Origin of the sequence: Streptosporangium sp. OZ121 (assembly GCF_051918885.1) — a bacterium.
GTDB lineage: Bacteria > Actinomycetota > Actinomycetes > Streptosporangiales > Streptosporangiaceae > Streptosporangium.
The window spans coordinates 78,100-93,935 of sequence record NZ_JBPXMC010000008.1 but is presented as its reverse complement, the minus strand read 5'-3'; the positions used below and the strand labels follow the sequence as shown (position 1 = coordinate 93,935).

The following is a 15,836-nucleotide window of genomic DNA, read 5'->3' as shown; positions in this document are numbered from 1 at the left end:
CGTCCGCGTGACCGCCCCCGGACCCTCGCCGGTCGCCCCGGGTCTCGTCAGTTGCCCTGGACGGGGTCGCCGAGCCGGTGGCCCAGACCGTCGAGGTCGAAGTCGTCACCGCTCCCGTCGCCGCCCTCGCCGCCACGCCCGTCCGGGTCGTCGCCCCGGCCGGGCCCGGGGCCGTCGCCGGGACCGCCCGGTCCCTCGCCGGTATCCTCGGGGGTCGGGGGCTGGTCGGGCCCCGGGGTCTCCTGGTCGGGGGTGGCGCTCTGGTCGGGGCCGGGGGTGCCCGTCTCGCCGGGGCCGGGCGTGCTCCTGTCCAGGCCGTCGCCCTGCTGGTCGCCGTACTCGTCGTCGGGGCCGTAGCCGCCGTACGAGCCGGAGTAGCCGTAGTTGGACGGCTCCTTGAACTCCTTGACCGGCTTGCCCTCCATCGCCTCGGTCATGAAGGCACGCCAGATCTGCGCGGGGTAGGAACCGCCGTACAGGGCGCTGCCGTTCACCGTCACCGGCTTGTTGTCGTCGCGGAACATGTCGACCGCCACGGCCAGCTGCGGGGTGAACCCGGCGAACCAGACGGCCGCCGACTCGTCGGTGGTGCCCGTCTTGCCCGCCACGGGACGGTCGTACAGGCGGGCCGCGGAGCCGGTGCCCGCCTCGACGACCTGGGTCAGCGCGTAGGTGGCGTCGATGGCGGCCTGCTCGCCGAAGGCGCGCTTGCCCTTGGTGGAGCTCTTGACGACCTTGCCCTCGGCGTCGGTGACCGAGCGGATCACGTGAGCCTCGCGGTGGACGCCCTCGGCGGCGAAGGAGGCGAAGCCGGAGGCGTTCTGGACGGCGCTCACCGACGCCACGCCGAGCGGGAGCGTGGCGGCGCCCCGGTGCGGGTCGAGCTGCTCGGCGGGGATCCCGGCCTGCTCGGCGACCTTGACGACCTTGTTCAGGCCGACCTTCTGGGCGAGGTCGACGAACGCGGTGTTCACCGAGCTCTGGGTCGCCTTCACGAGGTTGACCTCGCCGTAGGAGTAGCCGCCGGAGTTGGGGATGTCGGCGGAGGCGATCCGGAGCGGCGAGTTGCCGTCGACCCTGGTGTCGAGGCCGAAGCCGTTGTCCAGGGCCGCGGCCAGCGTGTAGGCCTTGAACGTCGATCCGGCCTGCACCTTGGCCGAGAAGGAGTTGTCGAACTTGTTGGCGGTGTAGCTGCGCCCGCCGTAGAAGGCCACGACCTCACCGGTGGCGGGGTCGACGGCGGCCAGCCCGGTGCGGACCTTCTTCGGGGTGTCGTCCGGCAGGACCGAGGTGACGGCGCGCTCGGCGGCGGCCATCAGGTTCTTGTCGAAGGTCGAGACGATCTTCAGCCCGCCCTGGTTGATGACCTCGTCGGTGTAGCCCCTGCTCTTGAGCTCGGCCGTCACCTGGTCGAGCATGTAGCCCTCCTGCCCCTTGGGCGCGAAGATCGCCCTGGGCTTGCGGAGGGTGGGGAAGGTCACCTCGGCGGCCTCCTGGGAGGTGATGGCCCCGGTGGCCACCATCCCGTCGATCACCGACCTCCAGCGGTCCCTGGCCGCGTAGAGGTCGGGGCCCTGCGGGTCGGCGAACCTGGAGGGCTGCTGGATCACCGCGGCCAGGTAGGCGCTCTGGGCGAGGGTGAGCTTGCCGACGTCCTTGCCGAAGTAGGCGCCGGCCGCCGCCTGGACCCCGTCGGCGCCCCGGCCGAAGTAGATCGTGTTGAGATACTGCTCCAGCACCCAGTCCTTCGACTTCGACTGGTCCACCTTCAAGGAGATCATGACCTCCTTGAGCTTCCTGATTATGGAACGTTCCTGGCTGAGGCCGCTGTAGTAGTTGCGGACCATCTGCTGGGTGATCGTGGAGCCGCCCTGGAGCTGCTGGCCGCTGACCGTGGACCACATGGCGCGGAAGGTGCCCGAGAGGGAGACGCCCTGGTCCTCGTAGAAGGAGCGGTTCTCCGCGGCGATGACCGCGTTCCGCAGGCTCTGCGGCACCTTGTCGAGGGCCACGCTCTTGCGGTTGACGCCCTGTCTGGCCAGCACGGTCTTGCCGTCGCGGTAGTAGATCACCGACCCCTGCGCGGTGGCCCTCGGCTGCGTGCTGTCGGGAATGGGGGTGATCGCCCACACCACTCCGAGCAGGCCGATCGCCGAGATCAGCCCGACGCCGAAGACGACGAGTGTGATCCTCAGGAGCTTCCTCCTGGGACTGCCCGTCCCGCCTTTTAACACGCGTGACCCCCCGATAGGACCCGCCGCTGACCCCCGACGGTTGCGGACCGTTAAGGGTAAACGATGGATAACGGTGTCTGGCCCCTGCTTGGCATGGTACGGCTAGCCCTTCCCCTTGCGCGGGACATCGGCCACCAAAGGCAGAACACGGTATGGCACAGGGGTGTCCAAGGCGATCACCGAAGAGGTCCTGACCACGCCCCGGACATCAACGATCAGGTCAATTACCCGCTGCAGGTCGGCATTGCTGCGCGCCACCACCCGGCAGTGCATGTCGTCGCCGCCGGTGATCGTGTGCACCTCCAGCACCTCGGGAATGGCGGCGAGCTGGTCGGCGACCGGATCGTGCCCGCTGACCTGGCGGATCTGCAGGGTCACGAACGCGGTCACGTCGTAGCCGAGCGCCGCGGGAGCGATGTCCGGGCCGAACCCGGTGACCACACCCCGGGCGGTCAGCCTGTCGAGGCGTGCCTGCACGGTCCCCCTGGCCACGCCGAGCCGCCGCGAGCACTCCAGCACCCCGAGCCGGGGCTCCGCCGCCAGCAGGGCGATGAGCCGGGCGTCGAGCTGGTCGATCGTCATGATGTACAGATACTCCGCGGTGACCGGCGAGTAGGTGTGCAGTTTGCGCAGTACTTGAAGACAGTGTTGCACAAACAGCCCAGAAAAACAGACAGTATTCGCATGAGCGACATCTTTCCTGTGAACGGTATGGACTGCGTGGTCTTCGCTGTGGGCAACGCCAAGCAGGCCGCCCACTACTACTCCAGCGCTTTCGGCATGCGGCTGGTGGCCTACCGGGGGCCGGAGAACGGCAGCCGCGACGAGGTGGCGTACGTCCTCACCTCGGGCTCGGCCAGGTTCGAGTTCCGGGGGGCGGTGCGTCCCGGCACCGGGGTGGCCCGCCACGTCGCCGAACACGGTGACGGCGTGATCGACCTCGCCATCGAGGTCCCCGACGTGGAGGCCGCCTACGCCCACGCGCTCGCCCAGGGCGCGCGGGGTCTCGTGGAGCCGCACGTGGTGGAGGACGACCACGGCAAGGTGGTGTCGGCGGCGATCGCGACCTACGGCGAGACCCGGCACACCCTGGTCGACAGGTCCAACTACAGCGGCCCGTACCTGCCCGGCTACGTCGCGGCGGAGCCTCTGGTGGCGGCCCCCGACGTGCGCAACGGCCGCCTGTTCCAGGCCGTCGACCACTGCGTCGGCAACGTGGAGCTCGGCAAGATGGACGAGTGGGTGGAGTTCTACAAGCGGGTCATGGGCTTCACCAACATGGCGGAGTTCATCGGCGACGACATCGCCACCGAGTACTCGGCGCTGATGTCCAAGGTGGTCGCGGACGGCACCCGCAAGGTGAAGTTCCCGCTCAACGAGCCGGCGATCTCCAAGAAGAAGTCGCAGATCGACGAGTATCTGGAGTTCTACGGCGGCCCCGGCGTGCAGCACATCGCGCTGGCCACCAACGACATCCTCACCACCGTCGACCACATGCGCGCGGCCGGTGTGAGCTTCCTGAACACCCCCGCCTCCTACTACGACGACCCCGAGCTGCGCGCCCGCATCGGCGAGGTCCGCGCGCCGATCGAGGAGCTGAAGAAGCGCGGGATCCTGGTCGACAGGGACGAGGACGGCTACCTGCTGCAGATCTTCACCAAGCCGGTGCAGGACCGCCCGACGGTGTTCTTCGAGCTGATCGAGCGGCACGGCTCGCTCGGCTTCGGCAAGGGCAACTTCAAGGCGCTCTTCGAGGCGATCGAGCGCGAGCAGGACCTGCGGGGCAACCTGTGACCGAGGGCCGCTCGGACTGACCGTGCCGCCGGCGACCCACGCCTCGGGACCGCCGGCGACCCGCGTCCCGGGCCGTGGCCCCCGGCGACCCGCCCCCCGGGGCCGCCGGGGGCCACGGCCCGGGAGCACTCCGCGACCGGGGGCGTGCGAAGGGCCGTCGGCGGCGGCCCACGCTCCGGGGAGCGACCGGCGGCCGGGGATCTGTGGTCCGGACCCGCCGACGGCCCCCGACCGGGGCCGGCCGCGGCTCGGGGCAACCCGTAACCGTCCTTGGCTTTGCCGTGGCGCTCTTGTGGTGATCACCCCTGGATGGGATCAGCACCGCCACCGCCGGACGACCGGGGATCGGACCCGTGGTCCGATCCCGCACCCCCCGGCCCGGGTCACGAGGGCCCGGGCCCCGGCGCCGGCCACGAACCCGACCCCGGCCCCTCTCCAGGCCACCGGCAGGGCTCCTCCCACGGCCCTTCCTCCGGTTCTTCCCGCGTCCCCGGCTCCGGTTCTTTTCCCGGCCGCGGGCAGGGAGGCCCCGATCCCGTCTTCGGTTACCCGCCCGCGGGAGAATCCTCCGGCGGTTTCCCCTGGCCGGGCGCCATCAGGCTGGGCGGACGCTGGCGCCGCCTCTTCGCGGGAATCCTCGACCTTCTCATCGTCGGAGTCCTCTCCTCGCCCTTCACCTACCGGACCGTCACCACCGTCACGGGCGCGGAGAGTGGTCTGTCGGTGCAGGTACCCTACGCGGAGACTCTCCTGGTGGCGGTGATCGGCTTCCTCTACTACTGGCTGCTGACCGCCTTCTGGAACGGTCAGACGCTCGGCAAGAAGATCTTCCGGCTGCGCGTGGCGGACACCAGCGGGCACAAGGCCGGTGTCGGGCAGGTCGCGCTCCGCGAACTGGTCTCCTGGCTGATGTACTCCACCTGCTGCCTGGGCTGGATAGATGTGGCTTTCATCCTTTTCCAGTCGCGCAAGCAGGCCGTGCACGACATCGCGGCCGGGACGCTTGTCATAGACGCCTGATCGGCGCAGGTCAGTCGCGTAGTGTGCCATTCCACGGGCTCGGCCGTCCGGCCGGGAAAGGGGCTTTAACGTATGGCGTCCAAACGGCTGGCCACCACGGCGACCGCCGCTCTTCTCAGCACGCTCGGGACCATCGGCGCGGTCGCCTGCTCGGCGTCGAACGGGGCGAGCATCCCCTCGGCGAGTCCCGTGAGACCGGACGCCTCCGTCGTGAGCCCTCTGAAGCCGGTCGCCTCCGCCTCCGACATCGCCGCCGGCCACGAGGCCACCCCCGGCGCCCCGGGGATCGGCGACTCCGACTTCCCCACCGACGGCAACGGCGGCTACGACGTCGGCCACTACGGGCTCAAGCTGGGCTACGAACCGGCGTCCAAGCACCTGTCGGGAGTGGCCCGGATCTCGGCGCGGGCCACCCAGAGCCTGGCGAGCTTCAACCTCGACCTCTCCGGTTTCACCGTCAGCCGGATCACCGTGGACGGCAGGCCCGCGAGATTCGACAGGGCCGGGACCGAGCTGAGCGTCACCCCGGCCGCGTCCATCCCGAAGGCCGCGGCGTTCACGGTCGAGGTCGCGTACGCCGGCGAACCCAAACCGGTCCGGGGCTCCTCCAACCTGGGCACGTACGGCTTCATCCCGACCAAGGACGGCGCGTTCGTCACGTGCCAGCCCAACGGCGCCAAGACATGGTTCCCCGGCAACGACCACCCCTCGGACAAGGCGAGCTACGACTTCGAGGTCACCGTGCCCGCCGGGCTGACCGCGCTGGCCAACGGCGAGCTCGTCGGCGCGCCGAAGACCGCCGGGGGCAGGACGACGTTCCGGTGGCGGGAGAGCCACCCGATGGCCAGTTATCTCGCCACCATGACGCTGGGCAAATTCGAGATGCTGCAGGGCAGGACCCCCGGAGGCCTGAAGAACATCGCGGCCGTCGACCCGAGGTTCCGCGGCTCGCTGCGCAAGCTGTACGACGTGTCGGGCAGGGTCACCGACTACTGGAGCACGGTCTTCGGCCCCTACCCCTTCTCCTCCACCGGAGGCGTGGTCGACGACTTCCCCGCCGGCTACGCGCTGGAGAACCAGACCAAGCCCATGTACGGCGGATTCGCCCCCGACGACGCCATCATCGCCCACGAGCTGGCCCACCAGTGGTTCGGCGACAGCCTCAGCATCACCCGGTGGAAGGACCTGTGGCTCAACGAGGGCTTCGCGACCTACGCCGAGTGGCTCTGGTCGGAGCACGACGGCCAGGCCACCGCCGAGCAGCTCTTCCGCAGGCACTACAGCGCGGGGACCGACGACCCGATCTGGAGCTACGCCCCAGGCCAGGCCAGGCCGGATGACCTGTTCAACAACTCCGTCTACACCCGGGGCGGCATGACGCTGCACGCGCTCAGGCAGCGGATCGGCGACCCGGCGTTCTTCAGGCTCCTGAAGGAGTGGAGCGCCACGCACCGGTACGGGAACGTCACGACCCCGGAATTCGTCGCGATGGCCGAGAAGATCTCCGGCAAGCAGCTCGGCCCCCTCTTCGACGCCTGGCTGTTCACCGCGAAGAAGCCGACCACCTGGTGAGGAGCCCCTGCGGCCCGGCCGGGCGGCTCACGTGACGATGATCTTGTATCCCTCGACGCGCAGGGAGCCCAGCACCTCCTCGGAGTGCACCGGCCCCTTGGTCTCCAGCTGGAGCTGGACCTCGACCTCCCCCAGGTGCATGCCCAGCCGCTCGTGCACGATGTCGAGCACGTTCGCGCCGAGTTCCGCCAGCCGCGCCAGCAGCGTCGCCAGCGCGCCCGGCCGGTCGGAGAGCGGCACCCTCAGGGTGAGGTAGCGCCCGGCGGCGGCCAGGCCGTGCCGGAGGACCTTGGCCAGCAGCAGCGGGTCGATGTTGCCCCCGGAGAGCACGGCCACCACGGGGGGCTCGAAGACGTGCGGGTGGGCCAGGATCGCGGCGACCCCGGCCACGCCCGCGGGCTCGACGACCTGCTTGGCGCGTTCGAGGCAGAGCACCAGCGCCTGGGAGATCTGGCTCTCGGTGACGGTGACGACGCTGTCGACCAGATAGTGGATCAGCTCGAAGGGCAGCTCACCCGGGCGGCCCACCGCGATGCCGTCGGCCATCGTCGAGGCGGGCCTGACCTCGACCGGGTGCCCGACGGCCAGCGACGCCGGGTAGGCGGCGGCCCTCTCCGCCTGAACCCCGACGATCCGCACGCCCGGCCGCAGCGACTTGACCGCGAGCGCCACCCCGGCCGCCAGCCCGCCCCCGCCCAGCGACATCACGATCGTGCCGACCTCGGGCAGCTGGTCCACGATCTCCAGCCCGATCGTGCCCTGCCCGGCGATGACGTCGGGATGGTCGAAGGGGTGGATGAACACGGCCCCGGTCCGGTTCGCGTGCTCCCTCGCCCGCTCCAGCGCGACGTCCACGGTGTCACCCGCGAAGAGCACCTCGGCACCGTACGACCGGGTCGCGGCCACCTTGGGCAGCGGCGCCCCCTGCGGCATGTAGACCGTCGCCCCGGTGCCGACCAGCCCCGACGCGAGCGCGACCCCCTGCGCGTGGTTGCCCGCGCTGGCCGCGACCACTCCGCGCCGCCGCTCCTCCCCGGTCAGCCCGGCGATCCTGACGTACGCCCCTCGGATCTTGAACGAACCCGAGCGCTGCAGGTTCTCGCACTTGAGGTGGACGGGCCCGCCGATGATCTCGGAGAGCACGTGGGAGTGGAGCAGCGGGGTGCGCAGGGCGACGTCGGCCAGCAGCTCGCGCGCGGCGACCACGTCGTCATAGGCCACCTGAGGGTCCGACATGCGGATCATCGTACGGCGTGCGTCCTCGCGTTCTCGTGACCGTCGCCGCCCAGGGCCGGCGCACCTGTGCGGGAACCTGCGGAACGCGGATCCGGCCAGGTCAGATACGTGCTCCGACGTCGGCGCCGTTGGCCGGGCGCAGGAAGGCGGAGGATGGGATCGAGCCGTCCGCCGCCCGCGGCCCCTTGATCGTGCCGGAGTCGGTGCCGGCGAAGGTCCAGGTGCCTCCGAGGTTCCAGGAGTTGCCCGAGCCCGAGGACGACGAGCCGAGCGAGACCTGCGTCCCGTTCGCCACCGACAGGTTCTTGGTGAGGGTGGAGTCGGAGTCGGCGAAGTCGAAGCCGGTGCCGCCGTTGCGCCACGCGGTGTTGCGGTCGACGGTGAACCGGCCGGGGTCGCCGTTGTCGATGAAGCCGCCGACCGCGTTGTCGAACGCGATGGAGTTGCGGGTCACGTGGTCGGCCCGCGGGTCGGGGTCACCGCCGCCGAGCTTGAAGCCGTTGCCGTCTCCGGTGTAGTCGGGCAGGTTCCACCGGTTGAATCCGTTGCCCCACGCCACCGACGACTCCACGGTGATCGGGGACAGGAACATCCAGAAGTCCAGGCCGTCGTCGGAGTTGTTCCACAACCGGGCGCCGCGCACCACGTTGCCGCTGCCCGAGCCTTCCTTGATGGCCAGGCCGTCGGCGCTCTCGCCGTTCTTGCGCGGGTCGCGGTTGCCGTAGGCGTCCAGGTTGATGATCTGGTTGTTGCCGGAGGCGCCCTGAAGGTGCAGGCCCGACTCGTAGTTGTCCCGGGTGATCAGACGGTCGAAGATGTTGTTGCCGGTGTCCAGGCCGAAGATGCCGTACGGGCCGTGGATGATCTCCAGGCCGGTCAGGCGCCACCAGTCACCCTCGATGTGGATGGCGCCCCGTTCGGGGCGGGGGACGGTGGAGCCGACCGCGCCGGGAGTGTAGGACATGTTCTCGCCGTCGAGGACGACCTTTTCGCCGTCGTGGTTGCGCATCGTGATGGGCTGGCTCGGCGTGCCGCTCTTGAGGATCTGGATGTTGGTGCCCGGCGCGTAGGTGCCGCCGCGGATGACGATCGTGTACCCCGGCTGTGCCAGGTCCACGGCCCGCTGTATCGTCCGCAGCGGCGAGGCCAGTGTGCCCGGGTTGGTGTCGTCACCGGTGGTCGCGACGTACAACGCGTTCACGGGCAGCGCGGCGAGCATGCCGGCCAGCAGAGCGGCGCACGCGAGAGAAATCGTCAAGCGCATCGTTGGTCTCCAAGATTGCCGGGTCGTCAGATGACAAGTCGGATGACAAGTGGAGGAGGGGACCGCTGCAGATTGACCTTTCCGGCACCTCGGCCGGCTCCAGCGACGGACACGACGCGAGAAGCCGCCACCGTTGCGGGTTCTGGCGGTCGAGGTGGTCTCGCCGTTCCGGTCAAGGACGTCTTTCGGGAGCGCCGGGTAGGCGGGCGGGGGCAGCGCCCGCCCGCCTGCCCGGAAGCTCTAGCGGCGGGTGATGTCGGATTCGGAGTACAGGCAGTGCGTGCCGTCGGGGCCCTCACCGATCTTGCTGGGCTCGCTGCCCTTCGGTACGCCCTTGTAGCGCTCGCAGATGGTGGTGCTGCCGTAGACGGTGATCCGGCTGAAGCGCGCGGTGTCGCCCCAGTTGGAGTTGATCCCGGCCAGCACCTTGGTGGAGCGGGCGGTGATGCCGTCCAGCACGACGTGGCGCTGGTAGGAGGTGGAGCAGTTGCCGCAGGCCCGGTACAGCTTGCCGGCGTTGTGCACCTGGAAGTTGCGGATGGTCAGCTTGCCGGCTCCGTTGTGCTGGAAGACCTTGTCGGAGGCCGACTTGGCGCCTCCGCCGTCCACCAGGTAGGTGGCCGAGGAGCTGGAGCTGCGGAAGGTGGCGGCGTCCTCGCCGACGTCGTTCCACCAGACGTTGCGGATGGTGCACGAGCCCTCGCAGTGGATGCCGTCGCCGGCGGGGGCGTCGAGGATGACGTTCTGGATGGTGCCGCCGTTGGCCACGACGAACATCGGGTCCTGGCTCTCGCCCTGGCCGCCGTCGCCGATGCCGTAGTAGCGCTTCATGCCGCCGTCGAAGAACGTGCCGGCGTTGCGGGTGGTGGTCTGGTGGACGCTGCCGGTGTCCGAGGGCCACGGACCGCTGCCGTCACCGCCGCCGGAGGTGGGCGTCACGGTCGGGGTGGGAGTGGGGGTGGGGTCCGGGTCGGGGTCGGGCGTGCCGCCCCCGCCGGCGGGCCGCAGCGTCCACTGCTTGGTGGCCACCGAGTCGCAGGAGTTCTGCTGCAGCAGGGCTCCGGAGGAGGTGGAGTTGTCCTTGACGTTGAGGCACTTGCCGCCGTTGCCGTTGACCACCCGGTAGTTGGACCCCGAGGCGGTGAGCTGCCAGGTCTGCGAGGCGGCCGAGGTGCAGGACTCCTGCTGGACCGCCTTGCCGGCGCTGGTGGAGGCGTCCCGCACCCCGAGGCACCTGCCGCTGTGCGCCGCCTTGATCTGGTAGCCGCCGCCCGAGGAGGTGAGCGTGAAGACCTGCCCGGCGGCGTCGGCGCAGGTGCTCTGGTTCAGCTGGACGCCGTCGCCGGTGCTCTGCCCGGGTACGGTGGCGCACAGGCCGCTGCCGGCGTTGGCCAGCGTGTAGTTGCCGTTGGAGGGGGCCGCCGAGGCGGGCGTGTTGAACGTGACCACCAGCCCGCCGGTGGTGATGAGGCCGGCGGTCAGGATGACCGCCAGTCTCCTGCCGAAGTGTTCTTTTCTACGCACGTTCAGCTCCGTTTCTGCGATCTGTGTGGGTTCAGGGCATGGCAAAGCAGAGGTTGCGAGCCCCGGGGGTCGTCCCCGGATGGGGTCGTGGTGAGATCCGCGCCCGTCCGCGTGCGGCACGGCGCCTTCCAGCTCTTCAATCCCTCAGGTCTGCTGGGAAACCACCTGCTCCGCTGCCTCAACGCATGCCACCTTGACGCAGCGGTCACGCGGGCCACCCAGAGACCACGTCTGTGAACAACCGATTGCAGACACAGTCGCGTTACATGGAGGAAACGTCAATACATTCAGGTAAAACTGCAAACGGAGCCGAATGTTCCTCCTGGTCACGATCCGATTCCTGCAACAATCGTTTGCAAAAACGCTGGCGAGAGGGCTCGCGCGGTCACCCCCATACGGTTCACACCCACCACATCCTCGTGAAACTTTCATGACTGCCCGGCCGCCCGGCCACCCGGCGTGACGATGGCGCGCTCCCCCTTTTCGCCGCCGCGACCTCGGCCGACTTGCCGCCTGCCGGTGAGGCCGAGGTGCCGCGGGCGGTCTCGTTCGCATCCGGGCCTTCCCACGCGCGCCGGTGCGTGCTTAGCTTCGCTCGATCTGGGAAAGCGCTTACCGAGCCTGTGGAGACGAAGGATGCGCCTCAAAACCGTCATCGCATGCGCCGGCCTGTTCGCCGGCGTACTCGTCGGACTGACACAATCCGCCGCGCATGCCGCGACCACCCGCTACGAGGCCGAGACCTCGCCCGCGGTCTGCACCGGCACCATCGACTCCAACCACGCCGGATACTCCGGCAGCGGCTTCTGCAACGGCACCAACGCCGCGGGCGCCCACGCCCAGTTCACCGTGACCGCCGCCACGGCCGGCACGGCCACCCTGGGCGTCCGGTTCGCCAACGGCACCACGGCCCGCCCGACCAACCTGATCGTCAACGGCACCACCGTGCAGACCCCCTCGTTCGAAGGCACCGGCGCCTGGAACACCTGGGCCACCAAGACGTTGACCGTCTCGCTGAACGCCGGCGCCAACACCATCCGGTTCAACCCCACCGGCAGCGCCGGCCTGCCCAACCTCGACCACCTCGACGTCGAGACCGGCGGCACGACAGAGCCGCCGGGCGACACGCTGTACGTGGCGCCGAACGGCACGGACAGCGCGGCCGGGACGGAATCGGCCCCGACGACGCTCACCTCCGCGATCACCCGCGTCGCTCCCGGCGGGACGATCTTCATGCGCGGCGGGCGCTACGACCTCTCGCAGACGGTCACCATCGCGCCGGGCAACGACGGCACCTCGGGCGCCCGCAAGAAGCTGTCCGCCCACCCGGGCGAGACTCCGGTGCTCAACTTCTCGGCCCAGAGCGAGGATCCGGCGAACCGCGGGCTCGCCGTGGGCGGGTCGTTCTGGCACATCTACGGCATCGTCGTCGAGCGTGCCGGTGACAACGGGATCCTCCTCGCCGGCAACAACAACATCATCGAGCGCACGGTGACGCGCTTCAATCGCGACACGGGGCTGCAGCTCTCGCGGCTGGTGGCCGGCGCGCCCCAGAGCCAGTGGCCGTCCAACAACCTCGTCCTGAGCGCGGTGTCGCACGACAACGCCGACTCCGACGGCGAGGATGCCGACGGCTTCGCCGCCAAGCTCACCTCAGGTCCGGGCAACGTCTTCCGCTACGCCGTGGCCCACAACAACATCGACGACGGCTGGGACCTCTACACCAAGAGCGACACGGGCCCGATCGGCGCGGTGACCGTCGAGGACTCCCTCGCCTACGACAACGGGACCCTCGGCAACGGCGGCCAGGCCGGCAACGGTGACCGCAACGGCTACAAGCTCGGCGGCGAGGACATCGCGGTCAACCACGTCATCCAGCGCAACATCGCGTACGGGAACGGCAAGCACGGGTTCACCTACAACCGCAACCCCGGCACGATGACGGTGTCGAGCAACGTCAGCGTCGGCAGCGAGGAACGCAACTTCAATTTCGACGGCGGCTCCTCGGTGTTTCGCGACAACACCTCGTGCGACAGCGGGTCGAACGACAGGATCATCGGCAACGCCGACGGCTCGAACCAGTTCTGGTCCGGCTCGAACGGCTCCCGCTGCTCCTCCTACACCGGCACCCTGGGCTGGTCCTTCGCCGCGGACGGCCGCCTTGTCGTGACCTTCGGTGGCACGCCGGTGACGCCGTAACGGCCTTCGCCGCCCGACCGCTCGGGACGTCCCCGGGTTCCCGCGGACGTCACGAGCGGTCGGCAGGCTGGTGGGAGGAGAAGACCAGGACGGAGGCGGTGAAGCCGTGGACGTGGTTGTGGCCGCCCACGGGGCCCACCTCTCCGGCGGCGAAGAAACCGGCCACCCCGATGGGGCCCAGGGTGTCGCGGACGGCGACGGCGTCGTGGTCGGCGCTGCCGAACATGGCCGAGCCCCGGCCGTTGCAGGAGAACAGCAGGGCGCCGTCCACCCGGCCGAACTCCTCGCGGTGCGCGTCCAGCAGCTCGTACAGGTCCTCGTCGGCGGTGGCGGCGTCGCGGACCTGGAAGCGGACGGTACGGCCGATCTCCACGACGTCACCGATGGCCACGGCCTCCCGCTCGGGGTCGATGCCGAGCACGCCCCGGATCAGGAAGTCGCCGTGCTCGTGCTTCTCGGCGTACTCGTCCATGGCGATGCCGATCTGCAGCCCCGAGGCGACCAGGTCGCGGTCGTCCTCGTCCAGGGCGCTGACGATCTCCTCCAGCCGCGCCAGGGCGGGCTGTCCGGCGAGTTCGAGCAGGAGGTTGTCCTCGGCGGAGGTGACGGCCATCGTCGGGCCGATCGGGCGGCAGCCCTGGCTGACGACGGTGCTGACGTTGAGGGCGCCGCTGAGCAGCACCCCGACGGCTCCCTCGGTGTGGATCTCCCCGTTGACGAACAGCCGGACCGCCCCGCGGCCCTGGATGGCGTTGGCCAGGCCCCCGATCAGGGGGAGGTTGCCCATGACCTCCTCGGAACGCTCGACGAAGCCGTCGGTGGGGAAGCTGTAGGGGTCGGCGAGCAGGATGGCGGCGTGGTCGTCGGGGGCACGGTCGGGCAGGCCGACCACGACGAACCGGTCGTCGGTCCTCAGCGTGTCGAGCGCGAAGGTCGTCAGCCGTGCCCCGCCCAGGGAGGCGGCCCAGGCGCTCACCGCGGGGGTGACCTCGACCCCCTGCCCGTCGCCGATGACCCCGGTGGCACTGCACCCGAGGACGGCGGCGCCGGGTGCCATGCTCATCGCTCGCAGCCCTGCGCGGGAGACGTCGTCGGGATCGTCACCGCAGATGAAGAAGCAGAGCAGGTCGGCCGGTCCGGACAGGCCGGACAGGGCTTGGCGCACCGCGGTCTCGGCCGCGGAGACCAGATCGGACCCCACCGCGAGGCCGTCGGCGAAACGGCTCGTCATCAGCGCCACTCGTCTCGCCTCTCCTTCTTGATCCCTTGTCCGGTGGCTCGCCGGGGAGTGTCCGGGTCTCACCGGAAACTCGCCCTGAAGCCCTGAAGCCCTGAGCCTTGGATCTTGCCGTGAATCCTGTAGTGAAGCCGTGACGTCCCTCAGTGCCGGGACACCGTGAACTCCGGAGATCCCGCGTGACGGCCCCTTCCAAGATCGTCCCGGCTCCCCGGCGGGGGAGCCGTCCGATGCCTTGTCTTGGAGCGATTCTCCCCACTGCCGAGACAAGCACTCACGTTGACCGCCACGCAATCGTCAAGATCCGAAAGAGGGATGAGAGTGCCGGATCGGGCGTTGTGGACGTAGGCTCGATCCCGTGCCTCACATCCCAGAGCCACGAACTCTGCGCGAGCTGCGCGCGAGCGGCCATATTCACCGTACGGTAAAGGCCGAGATCCGTGAGAATCTCCTGACCCGCCTGCGGGCAGGAGAGCCGCGGTTCCCCGGCATCGTGGGCTTCGACGACACCGTCCTGCCATACCTGGAGCGAGCGCTGCTCGCCGGGCACGACCTGGTCCTGCTCGGTGAGCGGGGTCAGGGCAAGACCCGGTTGATCCGCACCGTGACCGGGCTCCTCGACGAATGGACCCCCGTCGTCGAGGGCTGTGAGATCAACGACCACCCCTACGAACCCTCGTGCGTCCGCTGCCGCCGCCTGGCCGGCGAGGCGGGCGAGGAGCTGCCGATCTCCTGGAAGCACCGGGACGAGCGGTACGGCGAGAAGCTCGCCACCCCCGACACCTCCGTCGGCGACCTGATCGGCGACATCGACCCGATCAAGATCGCCGAAGGGCGCACGCTCGGCGACCCGGAGACCGTCCACTACGGCCTGGTCCCCAGGAGCAACCGCGGGGTGTTCTCCGTCAACGAGCTGCCCGACCTGGCCGAGCGCATCCAGGTGTCGCTGCTCAACGTGCTGGAGGAGCGCGACATCCAGGTCAGGGGCTACAACCTGCGCCTGCCCCTGGACATCCTGCTGATCGCGAGCGCCAACCCCGAGGACTACACCAACCGCGGCCGGATCATCACCCCGCTGAAGGACCGCTTCGGCGCCGAGATCCGCACCCACTACCCGCTGTCGATCGAGACCGAGCTGGTCCTGATCCGCCAGGAGGCCGCGCTCGGCCAGGTGGGTGCCGACCTGCCCGACCACCTGATCGAGGTGATCGCCCGGTTCACCCGGCTGGTCCGCGAGTCCACCGCGGTGGACGCCCGCTCGGGGGTCTCGGCCCGCTTCTCCATCGCCGCCGCCGAGACAGCGGCCGCCTCCGCCGTACGGCGTGCCGCGCTGACCGGCGAGGACCACGCGGTGGCCAGGGTCGCCGACCTGCCGGGGATCGTGCACACGCTGCGCGGCAAGGTGGAGTTCGAGGTCAGCGAGGAGGGCCGGGAGACCGAGGTGCTCTCGCACCTGCTGCGCAGGGCGGTGGCCGAGACGTTCCGCGGCACGCTCGGCGGCACGGACCTGAACCCGCTGCTGGAGAAGTTCTCCGAGGGCGTCCAGGTGGAGTCGGGGGTGACGGTTCCCGCGGCCGAGCTGCTGCGCAGGATCGGCCCGGTTCCGGGTCTGGCAAGGATCATGTCCCAGCTCGGCATCGGCGACGAGTCCCCCGGGCACGCCGCCGCCGCGCTGGAATTCGCCATGGAGGGTCTTTACCTCCTGCGCCGGCTGTCCAAGGACGAGGTGGACGGCACGACGGTTTACCGCACCTGA

General features: G+C 69.8%; 11 protein-coding genes. 5 read left to right on the top strand and 6 right to left on the bottom strand.

Going from position 1 to position 15,836, the window contains the following annotated elements; genetic code table 11:
- Positions 1–47: 47 nt before the first annotated feature.
- Together ACTOQ1_RS17265 and ACTOQ1_RS17260 are read right to left on the bottom strand one after the other, a co-directional pair.
- On the bottom strand, positions 48–2,234 hold the full coding sequence (locus ACTOQ1_RS17265; RefSeq protein ID WP_440068266.1) for a transglycosylase domain-containing protein: 2,187 nt from the start codon (positions 2,232–2,234) through the stop codon (positions 48–50).
- A 102-nt stretch (positions 2,235–2,336) separates the two neighbouring features.
- The gene (locus tag ACTOQ1_RS17260; protein WP_440068595.1) at positions 2,337–2,816 is read right to left on the bottom strand and encodes an Lrp/AsnC family transcriptional regulator; all 480 of its coding nucleotides are present in this window, start codon (positions 2,814–2,816) and stop codon (positions 2,337–2,339) included.
- 102 nt (positions 2,817–2,918) lie between these two features.
- Between ACTOQ1_RS17260 and hppD the strand changes: the two genes are divergently transcribed.
- From hppD to ACTOQ1_RS17245, 3 genes are all read left to right on the top strand, one after another.
- On the top strand, positions 2,919–4,028 hold the full coding sequence (gene hppD, locus ACTOQ1_RS17255; RefSeq protein ID WP_440068264.1) for a 4-hydroxyphenylpyruvate dioxygenase: 1,110 nt from the start codon (positions 2,919–2,921) through the stop codon (positions 4,026–4,028).
- A 309-nt stretch (positions 4,029–4,337) separates the two neighbouring features.
- A complete protein-coding gene (locus tag ACTOQ1_RS17250; RefSeq protein WP_440068262.1) occupies positions 4,338–5,048 on the top strand; it encodes an RDD family protein in 711 nt (236 codons plus the stop codon).
- 72 nt (positions 5,049–5,120) lie between these two features.
- Positions 5,121–6,620, top strand: coding sequence for a M1 family metallopeptidase (locus ACTOQ1_RS17245; protein WP_440068261.1), 1,500 nt, complete (start codon positions 5,121–5,123; stop codon positions 6,618–6,620).
- A gap of 27 nt (positions 6,621–6,647) precedes the next feature.
- Here ACTOQ1_RS17245 and ilvA read toward each other — a convergent pair whose 3' ends face one another.
- The 3 genes from ilvA to ACTOQ1_RS17230 form a co-directional block, all read right to left on the bottom strand.
- A complete protein-coding gene (gene ilvA, locus ACTOQ1_RS17240) occupies positions 6,648–7,856 on the bottom strand; it encodes a threonine ammonia-lyase (RefSeq protein WP_440068259.1) in 1,209 nt (402 codons plus the stop codon).
- 100 nt (positions 7,857–7,956) lie between these two features.
- A complete protein-coding gene (locus ACTOQ1_RS17235; RefSeq protein WP_440068258.1) occupies positions 7,957–9,120 on the bottom strand; it encodes a right-handed parallel beta-helix repeat-containing protein in 1,164 nt (387 codons plus the stop codon).
- 240 nt (positions 9,121–9,360) lie between these two features.
- Complete coding sequence (locus ACTOQ1_RS17230) at positions 9,361–10,644, bottom strand: pectate lyase (RefSeq protein ID WP_440068256.1); 1,284 nt, start codon at positions 10,642–10,644, stop codon at positions 9,361–9,363.
- Between the two features lie 636 nt (positions 10,645–11,280).
- On the opposite strand from ACTOQ1_RS17230, the gene ACTOQ1_RS17225 reads away from it, so the two are divergent.
- Complete coding sequence (locus ACTOQ1_RS17225; protein ID WP_440068254.1) at positions 11,281–12,843, top strand: CBM35 domain-containing protein; 1,563 nt, start codon at positions 11,281–11,283, stop codon at positions 12,841–12,843.
- Positions 12,844–12,892: 49 nt separating this feature from the next.
- On the opposite strand, the gene ACTOQ1_RS17220 is transcribed toward ACTOQ1_RS17225, so the two are convergent.
- Positions 12,893–14,074 carry an FIST signal transduction protein gene (locus tag ACTOQ1_RS17220; protein ID WP_440068594.1) on the bottom strand — a complete coding sequence of 394 codons (1,182 nt, stop codon included), beginning with the start codon at positions 14,072–14,074 and terminating at the stop codon, positions 12,893–12,895.
- A gap of 364 nt (positions 14,075–14,438) precedes the next feature.
- On the opposite strand from ACTOQ1_RS17220, the gene ACTOQ1_RS17215 reads away from it, so the two are divergent.
- Positions 14,439–15,836, top strand: coding sequence for a sigma 54-interacting transcriptional regulator (locus ACTOQ1_RS17215; protein ID WP_440068252.1), 1,398 nt, complete (start codon positions 14,439–14,441; stop codon positions 15,834–15,836).